Annotated in this window: 26 protein-coding genes; 1 reads left to right on the top strand and 25 read right to left on the bottom strand. The window is 29.4% G+C overall.

Going from position 1 to position 22,527, the window contains the following annotated elements:
• Window positions 1-193: 193 nt before the first annotated feature.
• The 23 genes from MPAN_RS00205 to pduL all read right to left on the bottom strand — a co-directional run bounded on the left by MPAN_RS00205 (window position 194) and on the right by pduL (window position 19,974).
• A complete protein-coding gene (locus MPAN_RS00205; protein WP_176239024.1) occupies window positions 194-958 on the bottom strand; it encodes a MerR family transcriptional regulator in 765 nt (254 codons plus the stop codon).
• A gap of 206 nt (window positions 959-1,164) precedes the next feature.
• On the bottom strand, window positions 1,165-1,545 hold the full coding sequence (locus MPAN_RS00200) for a hypothetical protein (RefSeq protein WP_176239023.1): 381 nt from the start codon (window positions 1,543-1,545) through the stop codon (window positions 1,165-1,167).
• Window positions 1,542-2,117, bottom strand: coding sequence for a helix-turn-helix transcriptional regulator (locus MPAN_RS00195; RefSeq protein ID WP_176239022.1), 576 nt, complete (start codon window positions 2,115-2,117; stop codon window positions 1,542-1,544). The genes MPAN_RS00200 and MPAN_RS00195 overlap by 4 nt, the downstream gene beginning before the upstream one ends.
• A gap of 179 nt (window positions 2,118-2,296) precedes the next feature.
• Window positions 2,297-3,016, bottom strand: a complete 720-nt coding sequence (locus MPAN_RS00190) for an alpha/beta hydrolase (protein ID WP_176239021.1) — start codon at window positions 3,014-3,016, stop codon at window positions 2,297-2,299.
• Window positions 3,017-3,024: 8 nt separating this feature from the next.
• Entirely contained in the window at window positions 3,025-3,510 is a 486-nt protein-coding gene (locus MPAN_RS00185; RefSeq protein WP_176239020.1) for a flavodoxin family protein, read from the bottom strand.
• Window positions 3,511-3,535: 25 nt separating this feature from the next.
• Window positions 3,536-4,381 carry a DegV family protein gene (locus MPAN_RS00180; protein WP_176239019.1) on the bottom strand — a complete coding sequence of 282 codons (846 nt, stop codon included), beginning with the start codon at window positions 4,379-4,381 and terminating at the stop codon, window positions 3,536-3,538.
• A gap of 56 nt (window positions 4,382-4,437) precedes the next feature.
• Window positions 4,438-4,668 (bottom strand): NifU family protein, encoded by a 231-nt coding sequence (locus MPAN_RS00175; protein WP_176239018.1) that lies wholly within the window; start codon window positions 4,666-4,668, stop codon window positions 4,438-4,440.
• A 59-nt stretch (window positions 4,669-4,727) separates the two neighbouring features.
• Window positions 4,728-5,012 carry a YutD-like domain-containing protein gene (locus MPAN_RS00170; protein ID WP_176239017.1) on the bottom strand — a complete coding sequence of 95 codons (285 nt, stop codon included), beginning with the start codon at window positions 5,010-5,012 and terminating at the stop codon, window positions 4,728-4,730.
• The gene (gene ispF / locus MPAN_RS00165; RefSeq protein ID WP_176239016.1) at window positions 5,009-6,136 is read right to left on the bottom strand and encodes a 2-C-methyl-D-erythritol 2,4-cyclodiphosphate synthase; all 1,128 of its coding nucleotides are present in this window, start codon (window positions 6,134-6,136) and stop codon (window positions 5,009-5,011) included. The genes MPAN_RS00170 and ispF overlap by 4 nt, the downstream gene beginning before the upstream one ends.
• Window positions 6,133-6,657 carry a 5-formyltetrahydrofolate cyclo-ligase gene (locus MPAN_RS00160; protein WP_176239015.1) on the bottom strand — a complete coding sequence of 175 codons (525 nt, stop codon included), beginning with the start codon at window positions 6,655-6,657 and terminating at the stop codon, window positions 6,133-6,135. The genes ispF and MPAN_RS00160 overlap by 4 nt, the downstream gene beginning before the upstream one ends.
• Window positions 6,654-8,231, bottom strand: a complete 1,578-nt coding sequence (locus MPAN_RS00155; RefSeq protein ID WP_176239014.1) for a diguanylate cyclase domain-containing protein — start codon at window positions 8,229-8,231, stop codon at window positions 6,654-6,656. Before MPAN_RS00155 ends, MPAN_RS00160 begins: the two co-directional genes overlap by 4 nt.
• 7 nt (window positions 8,232-8,238) lie before the next feature.
• Entirely contained in the window at window positions 8,239-8,415 is a 177-nt protein-coding gene (locus MPAN_RS00150; RefSeq protein ID WP_176239013.1) for a hypothetical protein, read from the bottom strand.
• Window positions 8,416-8,424: 9 nt separating this feature from the next.
• Complete coding sequence (cdaA, locus tag MPAN_RS00145; RefSeq protein WP_176239012.1) at window positions 8,425-9,168, bottom strand: diadenylate cyclase CdaA; 744 nt, start codon at window positions 9,166-9,168, stop codon at window positions 8,425-8,427.
• A gap of 114 nt (window positions 9,169-9,282) precedes the next feature.
• Entirely contained in the window at window positions 9,283-10,461 is a 1,179-nt protein-coding gene (locus tag MPAN_RS00140) for a pyridoxal phosphate-dependent aminotransferase (protein ID WP_176239011.1), read from the bottom strand.
• Between the two features lie 18 nt (window positions 10,462-10,479).
• Window positions 10,480-13,896, bottom strand: coding sequence for a transcription-repair coupling factor (gene mfd, locus MPAN_RS00135; protein WP_176239010.1), 3,417 nt, complete (start codon window positions 13,894-13,896; stop codon window positions 10,480-10,482).
• A 31-nt stretch (window positions 13,897-13,927) separates the two neighbouring features.
• The gene (gene pth / locus MPAN_RS00130) at window positions 13,928-14,497 is read right to left on the bottom strand and encodes an aminoacyl-tRNA hydrolase (protein ID WP_176239009.1); all 570 of its coding nucleotides are present in this window, start codon (window positions 14,495-14,497) and stop codon (window positions 13,928-13,930) included.
• On the bottom strand, window positions 14,494-15,474 hold the full coding sequence (locus tag MPAN_RS00125) for a ribose-phosphate diphosphokinase (RefSeq protein ID WP_176239008.1): 981 nt from the start codon (window positions 15,472-15,474) through the stop codon (window positions 14,494-14,496). The genes pth and MPAN_RS00125 overlap by 4 nt, the downstream gene beginning before the upstream one ends.
• A gap of 191 nt (window positions 15,475-15,665) precedes the next feature.
• The gene (spoVG, locus tag MPAN_RS00120) at window positions 15,666-15,941 is read right to left on the bottom strand and encodes a septation regulator SpoVG (RefSeq protein ID WP_176239007.1); all 276 of its coding nucleotides are present in this window, start codon (window positions 15,939-15,941) and stop codon (window positions 15,666-15,668) included.
• A 69-nt stretch (window positions 15,942-16,010) separates the two neighbouring features.
• A complete protein-coding gene (gene ispE / locus MPAN_RS00115; RefSeq protein WP_176239006.1) occupies window positions 16,011-16,832 on the bottom strand; it encodes a 4-(cytidine 5'-diphospho)-2-C-methyl-D-erythritol kinase in 822 nt (273 codons plus the stop codon).
• The gene (rsmA, locus tag MPAN_RS00110) at window positions 16,822-17,610 is read right to left on the bottom strand and encodes a 16S rRNA (adenine(1518)-N(6)/adenine(1519)-N(6))-dimethyltransferase RsmA (RefSeq protein WP_176239005.1); all 789 of its coding nucleotides are present in this window, start codon (window positions 17,608-17,610) and stop codon (window positions 16,822-16,824) included. The genes ispE and rsmA overlap by 11 nt, the downstream gene beginning before the upstream one ends.
• The gene (rnmV, locus tag MPAN_RS00105; RefSeq protein ID WP_176239004.1) at window positions 17,568-18,140 is read right to left on the bottom strand and encodes a ribonuclease M5; all 573 of its coding nucleotides are present in this window, start codon (window positions 18,138-18,140) and stop codon (window positions 17,568-17,570) included. The genes rsmA and rnmV overlap by 43 nt, the downstream gene beginning before the upstream one ends.
• Window positions 18,137-19,342 carry an HD domain-containing protein gene (locus tag MPAN_RS00100; protein ID WP_176239003.1) on the bottom strand — a complete coding sequence of 402 codons (1,206 nt, stop codon included), beginning with the start codon at window positions 19,340-19,342 and terminating at the stop codon, window positions 18,137-18,139. Before MPAN_RS00100 ends, rnmV begins: the two co-directional genes overlap by 4 nt.
• 41 nt (window positions 19,343-19,383) lie before the next feature.
• Window positions 19,384-19,974, bottom strand: a complete 591-nt coding sequence (gene pduL, locus MPAN_RS00095; RefSeq protein ID WP_176239002.1) for a phosphate propanoyltransferase — start codon at window positions 19,972-19,974, stop codon at window positions 19,384-19,386.
• A 96-nt stretch (window positions 19,975-20,070) separates the two neighbouring features.
• Between pduL and MPAN_RS00090 the strand changes: the two genes are divergently transcribed.
• The gene (locus MPAN_RS00090) at window positions 20,071-20,487 is read left to right on the top strand and encodes an HIT family protein (protein ID WP_176239001.1); all 417 of its coding nucleotides are present in this window, start codon (window positions 20,071-20,073) and stop codon (window positions 20,485-20,487) included.
• On the opposite strand, the gene MPAN_RS00085 is transcribed toward MPAN_RS00090, so the two are convergent.
• On the bottom strand, window positions 20,468-21,742 hold the full coding sequence (locus tag MPAN_RS00085; protein ID WP_176239000.1) for a sensor histidine kinase: 1,275 nt from the start codon (window positions 21,740-21,742) through the stop codon (window positions 20,468-20,470). The genes MPAN_RS00090 and MPAN_RS00085 overlap by 20 nt on opposite strands.
• Window positions 21,739-22,395 (bottom strand): response regulator transcription factor, encoded by a 657-nt coding sequence (locus MPAN_RS00080; protein WP_176238999.1) that lies wholly within the window; start codon window positions 22,393-22,395, stop codon window positions 21,739-21,741. Before MPAN_RS00080 ends, MPAN_RS00085 begins: the two co-directional genes overlap by 4 nt.
• Window positions 22,396-22,527: the final 132 nt, after the last annotated feature.

The following is a 22,527-nucleotide window of genomic DNA, read 5'->3' as shown; positions in this document are numbered from 1 at the left end:
TCAAAAACCTCGTTGTTATTATATCATATTTCATGTAATTATCTATGATATAGCAATTATTAAAAATGTGTTTTTTGTAAAAAATACGATAAAAAGAAAAAGTTTATTTCAAATTTATGAAATAAACTTTATAGTTTCTATCTTTTCAAAAAACATGACTTTAATTTTTCAAAAATTGATTTAAAAACTTAAATTATTTAAAACGATCACAATAGTAATGTATAGCTTCTCTTAAGAATACTGCATAACCAGATTTATTTTTATCAATGTTCTTTGTAAAACGTTCATCTTGCACATATAAATCTCCAAGTCCTCTAAATATCTCAACTGTACATTGATAATAGTTATCAGTTATATGTTGTCTTAATTTTGCTACCTCTTCTTGAACAATAACATCTTTAACACCTTTATCCATGTTGCTTATTATCTTTTTATCAATCTTTTCTTTCTCTGCATGAATTCTAGCCCAATCCTCTTTAGTATACTTAGAAGTTTTTTTAATACTTTCTATGTAGGCACTATTATTTTCATATTTTTCTTTTGTTTCTTCAGCATATTTTTCTTTATGCTTTTCTATCTCAGTCATATCAAAACCTTCAAACATATCCATAGTGTTTATATCCTTTCTCTCTTCAAATGCTTTTAACGTTTTTTCAACAGTAGTTATGAGTCTTTCTACCCTTTTTCTTTTTTCTATTAATAATTTTTTATGCCTATATAAAGCTTTTTTCTTATCAAAACCTGGAGTATCTAAAATATTTTTTATTTCTTGTAGGCTAAAATCCAGTTCTTTAAAAAAAAGAATCTGCTGTAATCTTTCTAGGTCTTCATCAGCATATATTCTATATCCAGCATCAGTAATAAACTTTGGCATCAAAAGACCTATCTCATCATAGTGATGGAGGGTTCTAACACTTACTCCTACTAATTTGGATACTTGTTTTACTTTGTAGTTCACAGTCTCAACTCCTTTTACCTTTATTATAGTCTATCACGTTACGTGAGAGTCAACACCTTTTTTACTTAAACTTATCATCATAAATTCATAAAGAAAAAGCCTTAGCTTTTTAAACATACGGCTTTATAAAAATCTATTTATGATAAAAAAAACCAGAACAAAATATTTTGTTCTGGTTTATCTTTATATTTTAAATTTTATTATTATTAATCTTCACTTTCGTCTTCAACATCATCATTTGCTTCAGATGAAGCTTTTTGCATAAGATCTCTAAATATTTCTTTAATTTTATCAGCATCTAAGAATGGCAAACACACTGACGAGTTGAAATTTGGGAGTTGACCACTTTCTGCTGCTTCATAAATTTCTTTAATTTTTTCTTTTCTTAAGAAGGGAATAGCTCCAGCTAAACCTGATTTTTCTTTTTTTTCAATAAGTAAATCAACAATTGCATCTAATGTTTCATTATCAAGGAATGGATATAATGTCACTAAATTAACACCTTTTAATTCACCGTTAACAATTTCAAATGCTACTTTTTTTAATTCTTCTTTTTCCATAAATGGTAATAAATGTGTATATTTCATTTATTTTTCTCCTTTTTAGTTTTTTTTAATACATGATGATTCCAATCCATATTCATCATCAATCTTTCCTCAGTAGACATCATATCATATAGATTTTCTATATTTTTATCTATATCTTTTGATTTCATGTTGCCTAATAAGTATTTTCTTTCTGCCCTACTTAAGTAGGGCCATAACATTTGGGTATCTAGTTTTAAATGCCCATTTAAAACTTGATTTATCATTTGTTTTCTCTCCTTTGTTGTTAGGAGGTAAAATATATTTTTGATATTTTCATTAAGATTATCAGAGTTAATGAACCGATAAATTACAGCTTCTCTTGGAAATTGCATAAGCATCGTTGCATAATCATTGTCTCTTAAATCAGAACCATCTAACATATAATCGATAGTAACATCAAATAATTCTGTCATCTCAATTAGAACATCAATACTTGGAAGACATTTTCCCATCTCCCATTTACTCACAGCTTGTCTAGTGACATAAAGTGCATCTGCCAATTCATTTTGTGTCATGCCAATCTGTTTTCTTTTTTCAATAATCTTTTTACTGATAATTTCTAAATTTAGCATTTCTACCCTCCTTACATTTTCAGTATACAACGCTTCTTAAATACTGGCAAGCAACTGTTGGTTGCGTGTATAAACATAAATGTGTGTATTGATTTTATACTAATTATCTTTATTATATATCAAATATTTATAAAATAAAAAAATCATCAAAATTCGATGATTTATACTTATATACATATTTATTCAATAAAATCTATAATTTGGTTAACAATAGTATCTTGTTGCTCTTTGGTGGTAATAGTTGCAATGCCATCACCTTTTTGTATCCCGTACCATCCAAACTGTCCGTGATTTCCACCAATTATTTCATATGTTGTACTATTGTCTGGCAATAAATCTTGACTACTATCTAGACTCTCTTGATCTAAAACTTCATCAAATTGTCCAGTTATTATTAATACGTTTTTATTCTTTACATCTGAAATTGGATAACTTGCTAAAAATATAATATCGCTAACTACATCTGCTTTACTACTAAACAGACTTGCTACAGTTCCACCTAATGAGTGTCCTATAACAACATTATCTATATCATCTTTTAAGAATCTTGCCCCATAGTTAGGTGTTAGAATTGCTAGATTAAATACTGTTTTAACAATCGTTACATCATAACCTTCTAATGCAAGGTTTATTGCAAGATATTGATAACTTTCAGGTTTTACTTTACCGCCTGGAATAATAACTATATTTTTAATAGGTTGATCTACGAAATAGCTTATTTGATCAAAATCATCAACAACCATAATATCATCTGTATTTAACAAACTAATCTCTTGATACATTTCATCTAATGGTTTATATGAATTTCTAGTATAGATAAATAACGCCAGTGTAAGTCCTATGACCAAAGATAAAATGGTAATCAATGTTATTTTAAATATTTTTTTTGTTTTTTTCATATCAAAACCTAAACTTCTAGCATACTTTTTGACCAAGCAATAATTTCATCTTTATTTTGATCAAGTAAAGCTACTTTATTTAAAATTGATAAAGATCCAATAAACTTATTATGTATTTCAATAGTTTGTTTTGCTCTACTAGCTGCTTTAGATGCTCCGCCTTCATGCGTGTAAAAATAAGCAATCTTTTTACCTTTAAGCATACCATCTTCTAATAAGGTTCTAATAGGTGGTGCATAAGTCCCTGCCCATATAGGTGATCCTATAAAAATGGTATCGTATAAATCAAAATCTACATCTAGGGGACTTAATTCTGGTTTCTTTTTTAAGACAACTTGTCTTCCACCCCAAATATACTTATAAAAACCCTTTGTTTTTAATTCATTTAAAGGTTTGATTTCAATGACTTCAATTTGAAGAGCCTCTTTAATAAAATTTGCCATTTGAAGGGTAAATCCTTCAAATGAATAACACAGAACTAATGCTTTTGACATATTTTGATACCTCTTTTAATGTAGTTTATTCATATGCAAGATAGATACCTAATCCACCAAGTCCAACATGTGCTGATATCACTGGTGAAATAACACCTGTGATTTTTACATGCACACGTTCACCTAATTGAAAAATTTCTTGTTCCAATTGTTTCGCTTCAGTTGAACGATCAACATATGCAATTCTAACAACAACATCTTTTCCATATTCTAAAAGCATTTCTACTTGTTTGATTAAATATAATATGACATTATTAAAATTTCTGGCTTTATGTTCAACATCTAAAACACCTCGTCTAAATCTTAGAATAGGTTTGATCTTAAGCATATTCCCAATAACTGCAGATACTCTACTTAATCTACCATTTAAATATAGTGTTTGTAAGTTATCTACAGTAAAAACAAGTGATCCTTGTTCTTTTAAATCACTTAAATAGCCTATAGCTTCACTTGCTGTATGTCCTTCATTTAAAAATTCACATACTTTTTCAGCTAAATAGCCTGAACCATTAATTGTGCTTTCAGTATCTACAACAATAACATTTTCATTATCTAAAATTGTTTTTGCTAGATTTGCACTATTTACAGTTCCACTCAATGTTTTTGATAAAGTCATACATATAACTTCATCATATACTTTAAGTTGATCTTCAAATGCTTTTTTAAATAATTCAGGTGCAGGTTGTGCTGTTTTAACATGTATTTTTTCTTGTAATGCTTTTACAACCGCATTTGGATCTATGTTGCCATCAGTATATTCTGCTTGACCAATAATTACTTTTAAAGGAACTACTGTTATGTTTTCCTTTTTAATAAATGTTTGATCTAATCCAAAGGTAGAATCTACTACTATTCCCACTTTTCTTTCCATGATACATTCCTCCGAAATTTATGATTTAAAAAAGACGGTCAAAGACCGTCTATTGTTTAATCTAAGTTAACAACTGCAATGATACCTGGGACATTTTCCAATAGCATAGTTTCTATCCCTTGTTTCAATGTGACATCTATTGCGACACACCCATCACATGCACCCATCATTTTTACATAAACAATCCCATCTTCAACATTAACGATTTCAATATCTCCACCATCACGTTGTAAATATGGTCTTACTTTATCTATTAACACATGAACTTGTTTTGTTGTTTCATCCATTTGTTTTCACCTCTTTAACATTATGATTATATAACATATTACTAGAAGTTGCAATCAATTTAGTCCGTTGTTTTTTCTTTCTTAAGTCGTTTTAAAATATAGTAACCACAATTAAAATTGCATGATTCACTTAAGTAGTCTGGAATGCGTTTAAATCCATTACTACTTTTAGGATCTGAGTTAAACCCTTTGATTCTTAATTTCTCTGATGACATATCTCCAACAAGATATGTATATCTGTCAAAAGCTACATCAACGTAGCGTTCTGTAAAAGCTAAGAGATCAAATGTTTCTCTATGATCTTTTAATATTTCAAAATCTCCAAATTCAGTTTCTACTATCATACATTCACCTTCTTTAATAATGTAATTGCTTCTGCAGCAATTGCTTTTTGATTTCCTATTGCGTCTAATTTTTCATATGTTGTTGCTTTTATGCTCACTTTAGAAATATCAATATCAAGAGTTTCTGAAATCTTTTTTCTCATTTCCGTAATATACGGATTTAATTTAGGAAGTTCAGCATAAACTGTTGAATCAATATTTATAATTTCATAAGAAAGAGCTTTAATTTTTTGATAAACATCCTTTAATAACTCAATTGATGATATATCTTTGTATTTGGAATCGTTATCTGGATAGTGTGAACCAAGATCACCTAGTGCTAGTGCACCTAGCAAAGCTTCTGCAATAGCGTGTGTTAATACATCTGCATCACTATGACCATCTAGTCCCTTATCATGTTCTATAGTTAATCCACCTAATATTAGTTTTCTATCTTCTTTTAATTGATGAATATCAAAACTATGGCCGATACGCATATTCGAATCACCTTCTAATTGGTATTTTAAATTTGTGAAATCTTCTAAATAAGTTAGTTTAGGATTTGGTTCATCGTTATGAATGACATGTATCGATGCATCTTGGTAAAAACTTTGATACAAACTAATATCATCATCAAACGACTCTTGATTTCTTAAAGAAGCATATCTAATTTTTTCTGTTAAAAAAGCTTGTGGGGTTTGTGATAAAAGATAATCATCTCTATTTACGGATGTTATATTTTGTTTAAGATTATATTTTAATGCTGATGTGACTGGTTCAGATAACATGACCGCATCATGATTTTGTAATGCGTTTTCCATGTTTAAAATTGCTTTTTTAGTAATGAGTGGTCTTGCTGCATCATGAATATACACATAAGGGGTTGTTACTTCTTTTAACCCTCTTTGTACACTTTCACTTCTTGTTTTACCACCAATAACTATCTTAACAGATGGGTCAACATATTGGATAACATCTTTCATATCATTTTTAGCTATGACTAAACAAATCTCAAAGCCAAGAGATTTAAACAAATCTACGCTATACATGAAGATCGGTTTATCATTTATTTTATATAGTATTTTAGAGATTTTGAGTTGTGATCTAGAACCTGTACCCGCCGCAACTATAAGTGCTGTATTCATAGTGACCCCTTTATATATTGATCTAACTTTCGATCAAGTGGTGAAGCATCTATATGATTTAACTCTTGAAAATCATAAATCACACCAAGTGTATATTCTATATCATGATTTGAAATGTATCTATCATAAAACCCTTTTCCATATCCAACTCTATCAAACTCTTTTGAAATAGCTAGTGCAGGAACAATCATCAAATCTATTTTGTCTTTATAAATATTATCTCCAGTTGGCTCTAAGACACCAAAACTGCTTTTCTCAAACTCAATATATTCATCAAAAATATAAAAATCTAGATCATCTTGATTTACTTTTGGAAATAAGAATATCTTATCACTTGAAAGCAATTGAAGTAAATCAATTTCACTTTTCATTGGATAAAAGATTGCAACTGTTTTAGCTGATATAAATTTTTCATGAACTTTAATTTGTTTGATAATATGTTGATCTCTTAAATTTTTATCTTCAGGTGTCTGTTTTGATCTTATAAGCATCATGCTTTTTCTAATATCTTTTTTTGTCATGAAACGATATCTTTGTAATAACAACCATGTGATGAGAATTGTGGATTTAAAGAAATCTTTAACGCTTGATAAGCTGCTTGATATAATTGATGTTCTTCATGTGCATCTGATCCACCAACTGCAATACCTGCGAAAACTTCTAGGGCTTCTGAAATAGATCCATATTGCATATTTAAATTTAAGAACGTTGGATTAGATTTAACACCATTTGCTAAAACTTCCATTTTTCTTGGATCCGTAATTGTTATAGCAAACTCAATACCAGTGATTCTAAATATATCTCCTGATTCAGAAACAAACGATGAACTCATTTTTTTAATGTATTCTGCGATAAACATATTCCCAACTTCGCGTCCATAGTCTTCATTAATCTTAGGTATATTTTGTAATCTAAAAACTACTAATTGGAAATATCTATTATCATTAAACAGTTTATGCATATGTGCCATAAATTCATTTCTATCTTTTAATAAATCAAGTATATCAATTTGACTTGCTTGAAAATGCTTAGTTTTCATTGGATTTAAAGTTCCCATAATAATAGCTGAATTCGTATCTTCAAATAAGCGTTTACCTTTTTCTTTAAACCAAATGTATCTACCCTTTATTTTGATTCTATAAGATGTTTGATACTGAGTCTTATTAATTGTTAAATCGCCCAATAATGCCAAATACTTCTTTAAGTCTTCAGCCTCAATCAATCTTCTAAAATCTGTTAAGTCTAGTAAATTACTAGGTAATCCTAAACTAGAAACTAGTGCATCAGATGCCCAAATAGTTCTTTCATCTAAATCAATATAGAACAATCCTTCTTCGCTTAATTCTAGAGTTGCGATAAATTTATGTCTTATGCTTTCTAACTCACTATTTCTATCATTAAGTTCTTTTTCAACAGCTAATAAATTAAAATCAGTTTTCTTTTCACCAACACAAATTCTACCTTTATATTTACCTAAAGCAAATACTGGTTGCATCACTAAACGAAGAATAACAGGATCTCCTGTGTCATTTAAAAATTGTAATTCTTGAACTTCTGAATCATTCGGTTTAGCATTTTCTTTATAGTTTTTATAGTAATTTTCTAATTGTTTATTATTAATATCAAGTCCATTTAATCTTGTAAATCTAACGGTTTTATTTAATATGTTAAATAGTTTCTTACCAATGATTTCTTCTTTTTCTATGCCTAGTTCTTGTAATAAACTTAAAGAAATATCTTTAACTCTTTCTTTTTTATCTACAACATAATATGCATTCCATCTGCTATTTTTAATAGATTTAACAAAGAGCTGATAATGATTTGCTTTAAGTGCTGAAGTTTTAAATGCTTGATATAAAACTAAAATAAAAACGAAGTATACTAAGAAATTAAAGATGATATACAGTAGTGTATATAACTCACTTGTTAAAATAAAGTTATTATAAATGACAAAAACCATCACAGCGATGGCTATGTTAAAAAACGAGATAACTAATCTATTTTTTAATACTTTTTCACTTTGTATACTTTGCATGATAACTAAGACTAAAGTGAATATTGAAATAATCAGAGGGTAAATCGGATGTTGTAACATATATCAATTACCACCCAAAATGAGGTTTCGCATAGATGAAAAAAATGATAATTGCAGTTATGATAAATGATGCAATCACGTAAAGAACTTTATACTTTGTAAAAACGCTTGCTATTTTCTCTGATATATTTCTATTTGATATAACTTTAAATGGTTCAATAAAAAATGATAAAAATTTCTTCATGTGAACCTCCTATTTCATAAACATATTTAGATATTCCATAAGTTTGTCTCGATCATTCATCTTAAGTAGAATACCTTCTATTGCAACTGAAACATTACCTGTTTCTTCTGAAACTAATATAGTTAAACTATCTGTGATTTCACTAATACCTAATCCAGCACGGTGACGTGATCCCATTGTTTTATCATAATTTTGATTATCTGATAAAACAAAATATGAACCTGCACATAAAATATGATCACCTCTAATAATAACCGCACCATCATGTAGTGGTGTATTTGGAGTGAAAATATTGATTAATATTTCTTTTGAAACATCACTATTCAACATAATTGCACGATCTGCATATTGATCTAATGTATTGTGCTTTTCAATTGTTATCAACGCACCAATGCTTTGTGAAGCTAAATACATCACTGCATCAACTACTTGTTGTTTAGTTCTTTCAGATCCCATTTCAAAATCTTCTTTTGATTTATCTTGTTTCCAAACAATTTCTAAAGAACGTCTTAAATCAGGAGCCATGATGATAATTAAAATAATTGGCAACCATGAAACAACGTATCCTAAAATTTGTGAAGCTGCGAGAATATCAGTTAGATTACTAATATAATAAATCACGTAAATAAATACAAAAGAAAGAACAACACTCAGCATTCTTTTATTTGTGATTAAAAATTTTAGCAGAAAAAAGACTAAAATCCAGATGATATAAAAATCTAGTGCTATTTTCCAAATTGGTTCTCCAAACATATAATATTCACTCCTTTTTGCTAATTTAATTATAACATAATAGGTTGACCTATTAAACTTTTAAATGATGAAAGATATATAATAGAGAACCTTTAAAAGATTCTCTATTTTAATTTAATCTATAAGTGTTTTAATTTTTTGTGGTAACCCATCAATCTCTTTAAGTGATATCGAACATAAAGCAATTCTAATCCCATTTTCCATAGGAACAACATATATACCTTTTTCAGTTAATTTTTCAAAAACTTCCATAGGTTTATCTGTTAAAGCAATGACATAAAATCCTGATCTAAATGGATATGTCTTCAATCCAATTTCATTTGCTTGAGATATAAATAGTTCACTTCTCTTTTGTACAATATCTTTGATACCTTTTAATTCTTTAAGAAAATCAGCGTGGTTTTCTTTTTTTGAAAAGTGATTTAACAATTCTATGGAAATGGTTGGTGTAGCCGACCATGACCCTCTTGCTTCATTTACAAATCTTGGTCTAAAATTATCAATTTTAGTTTTAGATTTTGTTAAACCGATTGCTGCACCTAATCTCAACCCATAAACTCCAAAAGTTTTTGATCCACTGAAAGCTAGGATTGTAAGCACATGTTCTTCAAGTCTTAATAGTTCTAACATTTTAATACGTTTGTCTTTTTCACTTGTATATTCTAAATATGCAACATCATATAAAAATACAATATCGTTTTTATGATACTTATTTAAAATGTCTATGACTGCCTTAAACTCATCTAAGCTTAAAGTATATCCAGTTGGATTATGACAAGGGTCATTGACAATAACAACAACTTGTTTTTGAATCTTACAAAGATTGCCTAATTGTTCATCAAAGCTTTTTAAATCAAATCCACCTTGATCAAACATGTTATGTTCGAATAATTTTATTTTTGCGCGATCTGCAAACCTGTCATATTGCCATCTAACGTTCGAAACAAACACAAAATCATTAGGTTTTGTATAAACTGAAAATGTTGACGCAATTGCTCCGCTTCCCCCTGGTGTTGCACAAGCATCCACATACATTTCTTTTCTTATTTGGTCTTCATATTGACCAAACGTCCAAGAAATTACATGATCTTTAAAATCTTTTCCACCATCTACTGCTGGATATGGCAATATACTCATATCCGGTAGTTCTCTTAAAGCTTTTGATACTGAAGGCATACCACCGATATGTCTCGTTTCATCAAAAAACATTCCAATTGATGCGTTAATTACATCGGGATTTGTTTTTTGAGCCTCTAAAGCAGTTTTCGAAATTTGTAAAATATCTATAGCCATTGATACTCACCTCTTATTCTAATTATATATGAAATCTTCCAAAAATAGGTCAAATAAATATAACCAGTGTTGTTTTACGTTTTTAGTAATCAATTGAATGTGGATATGCCCTCTAATATAACTTAATCTAATTTTAGCCAATTTAAAGCTTTCTGCTTTTTCAAATAATTTTTTACCGTCAATCTTTGAAGATGCATCCATTGAAAGAATAAGCGTTGTTTGATTAAGATCAACAATAGTTTGATGTGCGCCAATTTTATATGATAATTTCTTATATAGTTTTTCATACATATATAAAAGTAGGTCTGCATCTAACTGCCCAAATCTATCAGTTAATTCTAATTTTAAATCTTCGATATCAGGCATGTTATTAAGTTCACTAATACGTTTATGTATTTCAATTCTTGCGCTATCTTGAGCCACATATTGTGGGTCTACATGTCGTTGTGCATAGATTTGATCAATTTGTGTTGATTTTTCTTTTTCTATAGACTCACCAGTAATTGCTTCTTCTAATAGTTTCATATAAAGTTCTATACCTACACTATCAATGAAACCAGATTGTTCAGCTCCTAATATATCTCCAGCTCCTCTAATAGATAAATCTCTAGTTGCGATTTTATATCCACTACCTAGGGCAGTAAAGTCTTGAATAACAGCTAACCTCTTCTTTGCTTCATCATTAATACTCTTGAATTGATCATATAATAAGTAAGCATATGCAATTCTATCAGATCTTCCAACACGTCCTCTTATTTGATAAAGTTGAGATAATCCTAATTTATCGGCTTCATGGATGATTAACGTATTTGTGTTTGGTATATCAACACCTGTTTCAATAATAGTTGTAGATACTAAAATATCAAATTGATGATCAATAAAGTCTGAGATTACAGATTCTAAGGATTCTCTATTCATTTTGCCATGAGCAAATCCAATTTTAGCATCTGGTACTAATTTTTGAAGTTTTCTTACCATGCCTTCCATACCAGTTACTCTATTGAATAAGTAAAAGATTTGTCCACCACGAGAAATTTCTCGTGTTATTGCTTCTTTGATTAAAGCATCTTGCCTTTCAACCACATATGTTTGAACAGGATATCTATTCATCGGTGGTGTTTCAATCATCGATAAATCCTTTAATCCCATCAAAGACATTTGTAGAGTTCTAGGAATTGGAGTTGCTGATAGCGTTAAGGTATCCACGTTATGCTTGATTTCTCTGATTTTCTCTTTTTGTTCAACACCAAATCTTTGTTCCTCATCTATAATTAATAAACCAAGATCTTTATATTTTATATCTGATGATAATAAGCGATGTGTTCCAATAACAACATCAACATATCCTTTTGCAAGTTTTTCTATAGTTTGTTTTTGTTGTTTTGGTGTAACAAATCTAGACAATAAAGCTACATTTGCACCATACTTATCAAAACGTTCTTTAAATGTATAGTAATGTTGTCTAGCTAAAACTGTTGTAGGCACTAAGTATAGAACTTGTTTTTGATTAAGTACTGCTTTAAATGATGCACGAAGAGCGACTTCGGTTTTACCAAATCCAACATCTCCACAGATTAATCTATCCATAGGTCTTTCTTGTTGCATATCATGTTTTGTTTCAATGATTGCTTTTTGCTGATCTCTAGTAGTTTCATATTTGAAATCTCTTTCAAATGCTTCCATCATGTCATTATCTTTTGAAAACGCAAATCCTTGTGCTTGATCTCTAATTGCATATAGTTTAATTAGTCTATCACTTAAATCTTTAATACGCATTCTAACACTAGCTTTAGTCTTTGTCCAAGTTTTACCACCAAGTTTTGATATTTTTGGTTTTTGTCCTTCATGACTGCTATATTTTAAAACCATATCAATTTGATCCATCGGAACATATAGAGCTTCTTCATTTGCATAAATGATATGTAGATAGTCTCTTTTTTCTGAACTAAGCTCCATTGTTTTTAAACCAACATATTGTCCAATACCGTAATCATAGTGCACAACATAATCACCAATGGTTAAATCTTCAACTTTTCTGATTTTTGTAGATTGATTTAAAACACTTCTATATCGAATTGCTTTTCTAACTTTATAGGTGAACAATTCTGATTCATCAAGAATAACAACTTGGTCATGAACTGAGATAAATGAACCATGACTTGAAATATCTAGAAGATAGACACCAACTTCATCTTTTATTTGTCTTAGATATGATATCTTTTTAAATTTTAAAAATGATTTCATTTCTTCGAAATAATGATTTGTTTTAATACATAGATATATTTTATATTTGCCAATATAGTCCATCATATCTGTATAAAATAATTCTAGATTAGATTGATATTGATTAGATGCCATGACATTTAGAGAAAATGCATTTGGATTTGATATGCCAAAATTATCTATTTCTATATGTTGTTTTTTTAAATGTGACTCTAAAGGAAGTCTATACTTAATGGATAAAAAGGCTTGGCCATTCATTGTCACTTGGTAAGTTTTTAAATCATCTTTGATATGTTCTTGATTAACTTTCATCTTATGAACATCTATCAAATATATTTCTTTATCCTGTGAAAAATCAAGAACTGTTGTTTCTTTTTTATTGAAAAATGGAATATACAAGCCTAGTGTATCAAGTTTTTGTCTAAGATCAATTGATTCTATATCAGAGATAAATTTTTCATTTTCTCGCTCTGATAAATCAAATGCCTCAAAATGTTTTTGGATATCTTTTATTGCTGAATCTTTCATTTGATCTGTATAAAAAAGTTCATGCATAGGTGCAATTTCAATTGTATCAACTTCCGCAAAACTACGTTGTGTCTCAACACTGAATATTTTTATTTGTTCTAATGAATCTCCAAAAAAATCAAGTCTATATGGATGCTCATTATTTAAAGTGTAGATATCTAGAATATGGCCTCTTAATGAGAATTCACCGGGTTTTTCAACAGTAAATGTTCTTTGGTATCCACTGTATACTAAAAATGTAGTTAGGTCGCTTATATTATAATTTTCATTTTTTAATAATTGCTTTACACTCTTTTTATAGTCTTGTGGTGTGAGTTGTCTTTGACTAATGCCTTGCATAGTTGTAACGACTATAAATGCTTCTTTGGTCATCAACTGTTTTAACGTATATAAACGCTCACTTTTAAATTCTGGTGACCCAAGAGCCATAATTGAAGTTAGTGTTTCATCTGCAGGATAAAATAAAACATCGTCTTCTTGATTGAGTAAAGATAGCGAGTCATAGTATTTTTGTGCTTCATATAAATTTGCTGTAACAACAAAAACAGTCTTCTTCATCTTTAGGAATCGCTTTGTTATTAAATAACAATTATAGCTATCTGTTGAAGACTTTAAATATACTGTATCTTTATGTTGATCTAATAGTTTTTCAAGATCTTTGTCTATTTTTATGACATCAAGCATAGACTAACCTCCTTGAACAAAAACCCCAAACTTATGTTTGGGTGTTAAATCTTGTCATGATATCTGAAAATGGTGTTTCGTTTATAAATTGATCAATGATATCTTGTGAGTGTTTAATAGCTATAGAAATATCTATCATTTCTTCTTTTCCAAATTGGCTTAAAACATAATGATCTAATTGTAAATTTGGATTGTTGCTTATACCAATTCTTACTCTTTTAAACTCATTTGAATGTAGCAATCCAATTAAGTTTTTTAATCCGTTATGTCCACCATGTCCACCAGATAATCTTAATCTAAGTTTACCTGTATCAAGATTAATATCATCTACAAATACAATAATATCTTCTAAAGATATATCATAGTATTTCATTATTTTATAAACCGCTTCACCTGAAAGATTCATATAAGTTGATGGTTTTACAAACATTACTTTTTCTTGATTGATATTTGTTAAGCATATTTCTGCATTAAATTTAGTATCTAATTTAAAAGATTGTTGTATCGTTCCTACATATTGATCAACAACCATAAACCCAACGTTATGTCTTGTTTGATGATATTTACTACCAGGATTACCAAGACCAATAATCAATTTCACGCTTTATGATCCCTATGTGTGATTTTATCAAATATTTGACTAATAGGCTCATCGTTTACGATGTGTAGGATAGATTGTCCTAAAAGTGGTCCAATAGATAATTGAACAATTTTATCAGAGACACAAGGTCCTTTAAGTTCTATTGTATCAGTAACAATGACTTGTTTAATAACTGACTTGTCAACACGGCATATTGCATCTTCTGAAAAAACAGGATGTGTTGCTGCTGCGTATACTTCTAATGCTCCAGCTTCAATTAAAGCTTCTGCACCTGCAATTAAGGTGCCTGCAGTATCAATAATATCATCAACCATGATTGCGATTTTACCTTTCACATCACCAATGATATGCTGAACAACAGCTTTATTTCTTTCTGGTCTTCTTTTATCAATGATAGCTAATGGTGAATTAAACATCTTAGCAAACATTCTTGCTCTTGTCACGCCACCATGATCTGGAGATACTACAACAACATTTTTTAAATCTTTTTCATGTAAAAAATAGTCAGCTAAAAGTGGTGCAGCTGGGAAGTTATCAATAGGTTTATCGAAAAACCCTTGTATTTGAGCTGCATGTAAATCGATAGATATAACTCTTGATACACCAGCAACTTGAAGCATATCTGCGACTAGTTTAGCTGTGATTGGTTGTCTAGATTTTGATTTACGATCTTGTCTAGAATATCCATAGTAAGGCATAAGTACTGTAACTGATTTAGCTGATGCTCTTTTTAGTGCATCTGCAAAAATGAGTAATTCCATTAAGTGTTCATTTGCTGGAGCTGATGTAGATTGAACTACAAACACATGATGTCCTCTAACACTGTCTTCGATGTTTACTGATATTTCACCATCAGCAAATTTTACGACTTCGACTTTTGAAAGTTCAATACCAGAAGCTTCAGAAATTTCTTCAGCTAATTTCTTGTTTGAACTTAAAGCAAATAATTTAATCTTCTTTCCATAAACAATAGACATTTGTTATCCACCTCTTCATTATTCTCATCTCTATTATACATTATTTCGATACATATTTTTAGTAATTTCGTAAAGAAAAAATTAAAAAAAAATTTGTTTTTCTATTCTAGTTTTAAATCAGAGTATATATGATTTAATTTCAAAAAAAATACACCTTGACTTTGCAAAGTGTATTTATGAAAATATAAATTTTATGCTTCTTCTGGTCCTTTTTCTAGCAATTCATTGTATGCCGCAACAATAGCTTCTTCAATAAGCTTTCGCATCTCTCCGTGAATAGGATGTGCGATGTCTCTAAATGTTCCATTTGGAGTTTTTTTACTTGGCATTGCAACAAACAAGCCATTTTCTCCCTCAATGATTCTAATATCATGTACAACAAAACTATCATCAAAAGTAATAGTTGCTACACCTCTTAATCTACTTTCGCTTTGAACTGTTTTAACTCTGACATCAGTTATTTTCATTATGCCCTCCAAGACGCTTTCATTTTATACCTAAATTATAGCACAATCACGCATTGATACAAAGTTTTTTTATGCTTTTAGGCTGGTTTTAACCAATTTAATGTTGTTTTCTTGTGCTTTTTTTATTATTTCTTCATCTTTTTGACTAGAATTTATAATAAAGAAAGTTGACCCGCTGCCACTCATGAATGCGTTATCATCGATATTTTTCATGATTTTATAAGCTTTTTGTAGTTCTGGATAGCATTTTAATGCTGTTAAATGTAGGGCATTATAAGTAGTTTTATAAAACAAATCCCACGCTTGGTGTTGATATGCTTCTAAAAGATTTTCAAATTGATTTTGTTTATCAATAATATTGTGGTTTTTAAATACACATGCAGTTGAACTTATGATTTTTGGATAGTATAAAAAAATTGTTCCAGTTTTAGGTAAATCTATAAATTCTAGATGTTCACCCCTACCATAAACGTAAGCTGGTTTTTGGTATAAACAATAAAGTGTATCTGATCCAAGAGATAAGGCAATATCTTCTAATGCTTTCTTATCAAGATTTAAATTCCATAGTTTATTTAATCCTCTAATGGTTGCTGCTATATCAGATGATCCTCCAGCAAGTCCAGCACCTATAGGTATATCCTTTTTAAGATAAATATGGGCGCCAGTATCAACTTTATATTTGTCTTTAATTAAATATGCCGTTTTTAACACTTGATTATCTTTGATATCAATATTACTTGTTAGTTTTATATCATCGCTTAATTCAAATGATAATTGATCATGAAGTTCTATTGGAACCATGATCATCTTTAATTCATGATATCCATCATCTCTTTTTTTGATAACATCTAATGCTAGATTAATTTTTGCATGCGCTTTTTCATATATCATATGTCCACGCTCCTGCTAATTTCATAAATTGTTCTATCGCTATTTTTTCAGCTCTTATGTTTTCGTTAATATCAAATGATTTTAAGAAGTTTATGATGTCTTCTTTTGGAATTTGATATGCTTCAAACCAATTATTAACTAATGTTTTACGCTTTTGTTTAAATGCTGTTCTAACAATACTTATAAAAATCTTTTCAGCTTTAGGATCTAATAAAGCTTTATCTCTTTTTTCAATTCTAATAACTGCACTATCAACATTTGGTTGTGGAACAAACATATGTCTTTTAACATCCATCATTTTATATACATGCGCATGATATGCCATAACAACTGATAAGTTATTATAAGCTTTAGTCCCTGGTTTAGCTATTAATCTTTCACAAACTTCTTTTTGTATCATTAATGAAGCTGTTTTAATTTGTGGTGTTTCGATTAATTTAAATATAATAGGTGTGGTTATATAATAAGGGACGTTTGCGACAACGTGTAAATCATCTCCTAAATCAGTTAAATCTGCGGTCATGAAATCTTTATAAATGATTTCTAGATTATCATATTGTTCTTCAATAGGATCTAAAATAGATTTTAAAGATGTATCAATCTCAAAACAAGTTAATTGATGTGCTTGTTCAGCTAAAAAGGAAGTCAGTGCACCTTGGCCTGGCCCTACTTCAATAACATCTTTATTTAAGATATGCGATTGGTTAACAATCTTTTTTAAAAGATTTTTATCTCTTAAGAAATTTTGTCCATATCGTTTTTTTGCTTGATGTTGCATTTAAGTACCTCTACTACTTGTTTTTTACAGATATTGAATTGATGAAGTCTATCTAATAAAGTCTTCCCATTTACATGACCTAAATGAAGTTCTTTAGATAAATAAGCTCTTAAGTTCTTGCTATCTTTTTGTCCGATAAGTTTTTCTTCATATAAAAAATGCATATCAATATCACTTTGTGTGTTTTCGTAACTCATTTTTATATTTTTTAAAGCAAATTCTATATCTTCTTTTTTAGCGTGTTCTACACCAATTTTTTTTCTATTTTTGCTAAATGCTTTATCTTGTTCTATAAATGCATGAAAAACATGAGTTAATTTTTGTGATAATATTTTTCTAATTCTTTCTCCTGCATAATCAGGATCTAGAAACAAAATAATATCATGGGTTTTATCAAGCTCAACTAAAGCATCTAGTGTCGAATCTAATATAGCACTACCATTGGTAGTTAATATAAATATATCTGGGTATAGTTGTTTTAATCTAGAAAAATCATTTCTTCCTTCAACAACAAATACTTTTTGTCTCATAAAGGTCTATAGAAGAACTTTTTATCTTCTTTAACTCCTGATAACATTAACCCATTCATAATATCAGATTGTTCTTCTAAAGTTGAAACACTTTGATCTTTAAGTAATATATCTATTTGATCTCCTATATCTGCTTTATCATTTTGATATGCTCTATTAGAGACAGTTTTATGTGCTGTAAAATATTCTAATTCTTGTTGATCATAAGTAGCTTTAATATGGTTGATTAATTCTTGATTTGCTTTATTATCATCTATGTATTTCCAAATATGTCTATTTAAAAAATCATCTGCTAATGTTTTTAATATATCATCTTTCGATTTTGTAAAGCTTGAGATTAATCCATTAATGAAAAAATCATCGATTTGAATAAAACTATCCAAATCATTAGGATTTTCAATTAATCGTTTTAGAGGCTCTATATCTGCTTTAAACTCAAAATCTTTTAAATAAAGATTTTTAACTCTAAGATATATCTTTTCCAAAATGACTTCATACGCTCTTGCTACTGGATGATAATAAACTTGCCAATACATATGGTATCGACTAATTAAATAATTTTCTATTGCATGGATACCTGACACACTAAAGATAATTTTTCCATCTTTAATATGCATCACTCTCATTAATCTATCTAGATCTATGTGTCCATAAGCTGTTCCTGTATAATATGCATCGCGTTCTAAGTAATCTAGTCGATCAATATCAATTTGTGAAGAAATAAGATGTTCTATGATTGGAAATCTTCCTTCTTTTAAAATAATACTTGCAACATCTTTTGCAAAATCTTTATCCACAGTTGCTAATATATCTCTTATTTCAAAACGATTGGTAATCATTCTTGCACCAATCTGTTCATGATCTACTTTAAAAACATCTTCAAAAGCATGTGAATATGCCCCATGACCAATGTCATGAAGAAGTGCTGATGTTTTAAATAATAACTGACTTCTCTCATCTAGTGTTTCATTTAGCTCTTTTACACTTAAGAATCTAAATGCAAGCTCATAAACACCCAAAGAATGGGTGAATCTAGAATGTTCTGCGCCATGAAAGACCATTTGTACACCACTTAATTGTCTAATTCTTCTTAGTCTTTGGAATAAACTAGTGTCTATTAATTTTTTTATAATGACATCATCTATATGGATATATCCATATAAAGGGTCTTTTAAAACTTGCTGTCTATCTAATGTATTCAAATAAAACAACTCCTTTATGGTAAAAAAGCACCTTCAGGTGCTTATTGATTAATTGTGTATGATTTTACAAGTTCTACTTGATCGCCTGTACTTAACATAAATGCACTACCATCATCTGTATCTAAATGACAGTCTAGTAAGTATTTAGGACTTACTCTACATAAAACATTATCAAGGATACCAGCTTTAATGCCGCTAATCTTAAGACTAACAATTTGTCCGTTTTCTACGCCATATGTTTTAGCTTCTTCATCTGAAAAATGAATATGACGATCTGCGATTATAACGCCTTCTGATAGTTCAACTTGTCCGTTTGGACCAATTAATGTGCATGCTCCTGAACCTTTAACATCACCCGATGATCTTACTGGAGCAACAAATTTAAATCTTAGTGCATCGCTTCTAGATATTTCAACTTGTGAAGCCGGACGTACCGGTCCTAGAATACGTACACCTGCTAATAACTTACCATTAGGACTCATAACGTCTACTTTTTCATTTGCAGCGTATTGTCCAGGTTGGCTTAAATCCTTCATTGGTGTCAACTTGTAACCTTTTCCAAAAAGTGTTTCTAAATGTTCTAATGTTACATGGAGATGACGGCCAGAAATTCCTACTGGTATTTTTTTCATATATAATTCCTCCTACATACGAAATGATTATATCATTTTTTAATGCTATTTTCAACGAATCTATGATAGAATAAAGCCAAGAAAGAGGTGTATGCTATGTCAACAGTTTTTGAAAAAATAATAAATAGAGAAATTCCTGCTTATATTGTTTATGAAGATGAATTGGTTATAGCTTTTCTAGATATATCACAAGTAACTCCAGGACATACTTTAGTTGTTCCAATAGCTCCTTATGAAAACATTTATGAGATGCCTGATGATCTTTTAGCCCATGCTGTTAAAATAACTAAAAAAATTAGTATCGCTTGTAAAAAAGCTTTTGATGCTGATGGAATCTATGTTTTAAGCAATAATGGTGAAGCTGCTGGTCAAACAGTATTTCATTTCCATTTTCATGTGCTTCCTAGATATATAAATGATGACGTATCTCTTAAATTTGTTAATCACATGAATGATGTCACAAAAGATGAGTTTAAAAAAAGAGCCCTTATGATTAAAGAGGCTCTATTATAAATTCTACACCATTTTCAATGTTTACAACTTTTAAAATTAAATTGAAGTGCTGACACGTTTTTTGAACAATGCTCATGCCAAGGCCAAATTGACCCTTGTCTCCTTTTTCATATGGTTTAAATAGTTGTTCAATAAATTTTTCGCTTATAGGCTCGCCATCGTTAAAGAAGGTGAGTTTTTTATTTTCTAATGTAATAATGATTTCATTTTTTGCATATCTTAAAGCATTATCTAATATATTACCAAATACAGTAAATAAGTTTTCTTTAGTTGCAAAATATTTAGAATCATCTAAATCTGTTTTTATCTTTAAATGAGTTCTATATTTTTGTTGATTAATAATATTATTAATAATTTCTTTGATACTAACCATCTCAAATTGTGATGGGTCTTTTAAATACTCTAATTTGTTAAGTTCTAATAGTTGTTTAACTTTTTGATTTAGAATATCTGCCTGTTTAATGATGATTGCTGCTTCATGTGGTTCTGATATATCATCAGCTATAGCTTCAGCATAAGATCTAATGACTGCAATAGGTGTTTTAAAATCATGAGATACATTTTGAAGCATCTCTTGTTTTATATTATCGCTAGATTCAATTTCTCTTCTCATTTTCTCGATTGTATATGCAAGATCAGCTATTTCATCAGCCCCATCCATATCAATAGGTACTCTATAATTGTTTTTTGTAAGTAGAGAAACTTCATTTTGTAATCGTTTAACTCGATCGACTGTAATTCTTGACCATAAAAGAATTGTTATATTTCCTAAAAGAATAATTGCGATTAAAGAAACAAAGACAAATGCTGAATATCTAGTGTTTGTAACTGATAAATAATCATCGCCAGTAAAAACAATCGTAAAATCAGATTCTGATCTTCTTTGGAATCTAAAATAATATGTATCTTCACCTTTGGTATCTTCTGCTTCAAATCCAGGTCTTATAGAGTATATTTGGAATAGTCTTGCTGCAGTAAAATTACCATCTAATATTTCAAAATTAGAACTATATAACAATCTTCCATCTTGAAAGACAAGATATCCATTGTATCTACTTTCATCTGGTTTTGATAATGCCGGTGTTTGAATGACTTCATTAAAATACGCATTAAGTTGATCTTTGTTTTGTTGAATCCGTGAATCTTTAATAATTTGGCTTACCGCAAACAAAAAAATGAAACTTGTAAACACAGTCACAATCGTAAAAATAAGATTAATTTGTGTTGATAATTTCATTTTTTTAAATCGTCTCATAATAATCTATAACCATATCCATATATTGTTTCAATTTTTAAGTCTGGCATCTTATGTCTTAATCTTCTTAGAAGATCATCAACAACTCGATCACTACCATAGTAGTTATCTCCCCAAACATGTTTTAAAATATCATCTCTAGAAAAGGCTTGATTTGTATGTTTTATAAAAAACAATAAAAGTTCAAATTCTTTATTCGTTAAGTCAATCATGCCATGATTTGATTTAATTTCGCGTTTTGTTAGATTAATAGCATAATGATCATATTGAGCAATTTCTGATGATGAGAATTGTTGTTGTCTCTTTAAAACTGCTTTAACTCTTAAAATAAGTTCTCTTGGTGAATAAGGTTTTGCAAGGTAATCATCACTACCTAATTCTAATCCCATGATCTTATCTAGATCTTGGTCTCTTGCTGATGTGAATATAATTGAAGAAGGACTGTTAACACCTTTAATTGCTTTTATAAGGTCATAACCATTTAATTCTCCAGATAACATAATATCTAATATCCACAAGTCTACCTGATCTTCAACATGTTTAATTGCAGTCTCTCCGTCATAAAAAACGGTGACATCAAAACCTTCTCGCATCAAGTATTTTCGTATAATTTCTGATAAATCTTTTTCATCTTCAACGTAGTATATTTTCATACTGCACTCCTCCTTAATAAGTAAAATAAGTGCGCTTGCGCACACTTATTATAACATAGAGTATATAAATAGAGAGAAAAATGAAGTACTTATAGTATAGCAAAACACTATGTGACGTCTATGTTTTTTTCA

This window comes from Mariniplasma anaerobium (genome assembly GCF_016865445.1).
GTDB classification, from domain to species: Bacteria; Bacillota_I; Bacilli_A; order Acholeplasmatales; family Acholeplasmataceae; genus Mariniplasma; species Mariniplasma anaerobium.
Note: the sequence above shows the minus strand (reverse complement) of the source record. Positions and strands in the feature narration are given on the sequence as shown.

What these genes read in the sequence shown, in the direction of transcription:
- mfd (WP_176239010.1), bottom strand. Translation starts at nt 13,896, where the DNA reads ATGCTTGATGTCATAAAAATAGACAAAGATCTTGAAAAACTATTAGAT.
- ispF (WP_176239016.1), bottom strand. Translation starts at nt 6,136, where the DNA reads ATGAATACAGCACTTATAGTTGCGGCGGGTACAGGTTCTAGATCACAA.
- pduL (WP_176239002.1), bottom strand. Translation starts at nt 19,974, where the DNA reads ATGAAAAAAATACCAGTAGGAATTTCTGGCCGTCATCTCCATGTAACA.
- MPAN_RS00190 (WP_176239021.1), bottom strand. Translation starts at nt 3,016, where the DNA reads ATGAAAAAAACAAAAAAAATATTTAAAATAACATTGATTACCATTTTA.
- MPAN_RS00200 (WP_176239023.1), bottom strand. Translation starts at nt 1,545, where the DNA reads ATGAAATATACACATTTATTACCATTTATGGAAAAAGAAGAATTAAAA.
- MPAN_RS00080 (WP_176238999.1), bottom strand. Translation starts at nt 22,395, where the DNA reads ATGAAAATATACTACGTTGAAGATGAAAAAGATTTATCAGAAATTATA.
- MPAN_RS00125 (WP_176239008.1), bottom strand. Translation starts at nt 15,474, where the DNA reads ATGTCTATTGTTTATGGAAAGAAGATTAAATTATTTGCTTTAAGTTCA.
- spoVG (WP_176239007.1), bottom strand. Translation starts at nt 15,941, where the DNA reads ATGAAAATAACTGATGTCAGAGTTAAAACAGTTCAAAGCGAAAGTAGA.
- rnmV (WP_176239004.1), bottom strand. Translation starts at nt 18,140, where the DNA reads ATGAGACAAAAAGTATTTGTTGTTGAAGGAAGAAATGATTTTTCTAGA.
- MPAN_RS00085 (WP_176239000.1), bottom strand. Translation starts at nt 21,742, where the DNA reads ATGAGACGATTTAAAAAAATGAAATTATCAACACAAATTAATCTTATT.
- MPAN_RS00170 (WP_176239017.1), bottom strand. Translation starts at nt 5,012, where the DNA reads ATGATAGTAGAAACTGAATTTGGAGATTTTGAAATATTAAAAGATCAT.
- MPAN_RS00180 (WP_176239019.1), bottom strand. Translation starts at nt 4,381, where the DNA reads ATGGAAAGAAAAGTGGGAATAGTAGTAGATTCTACCTTTGGATTAGAT.
- ispE (WP_176239006.1), bottom strand. Translation starts at nt 16,832, where the DNA reads ATGATATATGAAAAAGCGCATGCAAAAATTAATCTAGCATTAGATGTT.
- MPAN_RS00090 (WP_176239001.1), top strand. Translation starts at nt 20,071, where the DNA reads ATGTCAACAGTTTTTGAAAAAATAATAAATAGAGAAATTCCTGCTTAT.
- MPAN_RS00195 (WP_176239022.1), bottom strand. Translation starts at nt 2,117, where the DNA reads ATGCTAAATTTAGAAATTATCAGTAAAAAGATTATTGAAAAAAGAAAA.
- cdaA (WP_176239012.1), bottom strand. Translation starts at nt 9,168, where the DNA reads ATGTTTGGAGAACCAATTTGGAAAATAGCACTAGATTTTTATATCATC.
- MPAN_RS00140 (WP_176239011.1), bottom strand. Translation starts at nt 10,461, where the DNA reads ATGGCTATAGATATTTTACAAATTTCGAAAACTGCTTTAGAGGCTCAA.
- MPAN_RS00160 (WP_176239015.1), bottom strand. Translation starts at nt 6,657, where the DNA reads ATGACAAAAAAAGATATTAGAAAAAGCATGATGCTTATAAGATCAAAA.
- MPAN_RS00155 (WP_176239014.1), bottom strand. Translation starts at nt 8,231, where the DNA reads ATGTTACAACATCCGATTTACCCTCTGATTATTTCAATATTCACTTTA.
- rsmA (WP_176239005.1), bottom strand. Translation starts at nt 17,610, where the DNA reads ATGCAACATCAAGCAAAAAAACGATATGGACAAAATTTCTTAAGAGAT.
- MPAN_RS00150 (WP_176239013.1), bottom strand. Translation starts at nt 8,415, where the DNA reads ATGAAGAAATTTTTATCATTTTTTATTGAACCATTTAAAGTTATATCA.
- MPAN_RS00185 (WP_176239020.1), bottom strand. Translation starts at nt 3,510, where the DNA reads ATGTCAAAAGCATTAGTTCTGTGTTATTCATTTGAAGGATTTACCCTT.
- MPAN_RS00175 (WP_176239018.1), bottom strand. Translation starts at nt 4,668, where the DNA reads ATGGATGAAACAACAAAACAAGTTCATGTGTTAATAGATAAAGTAAGA.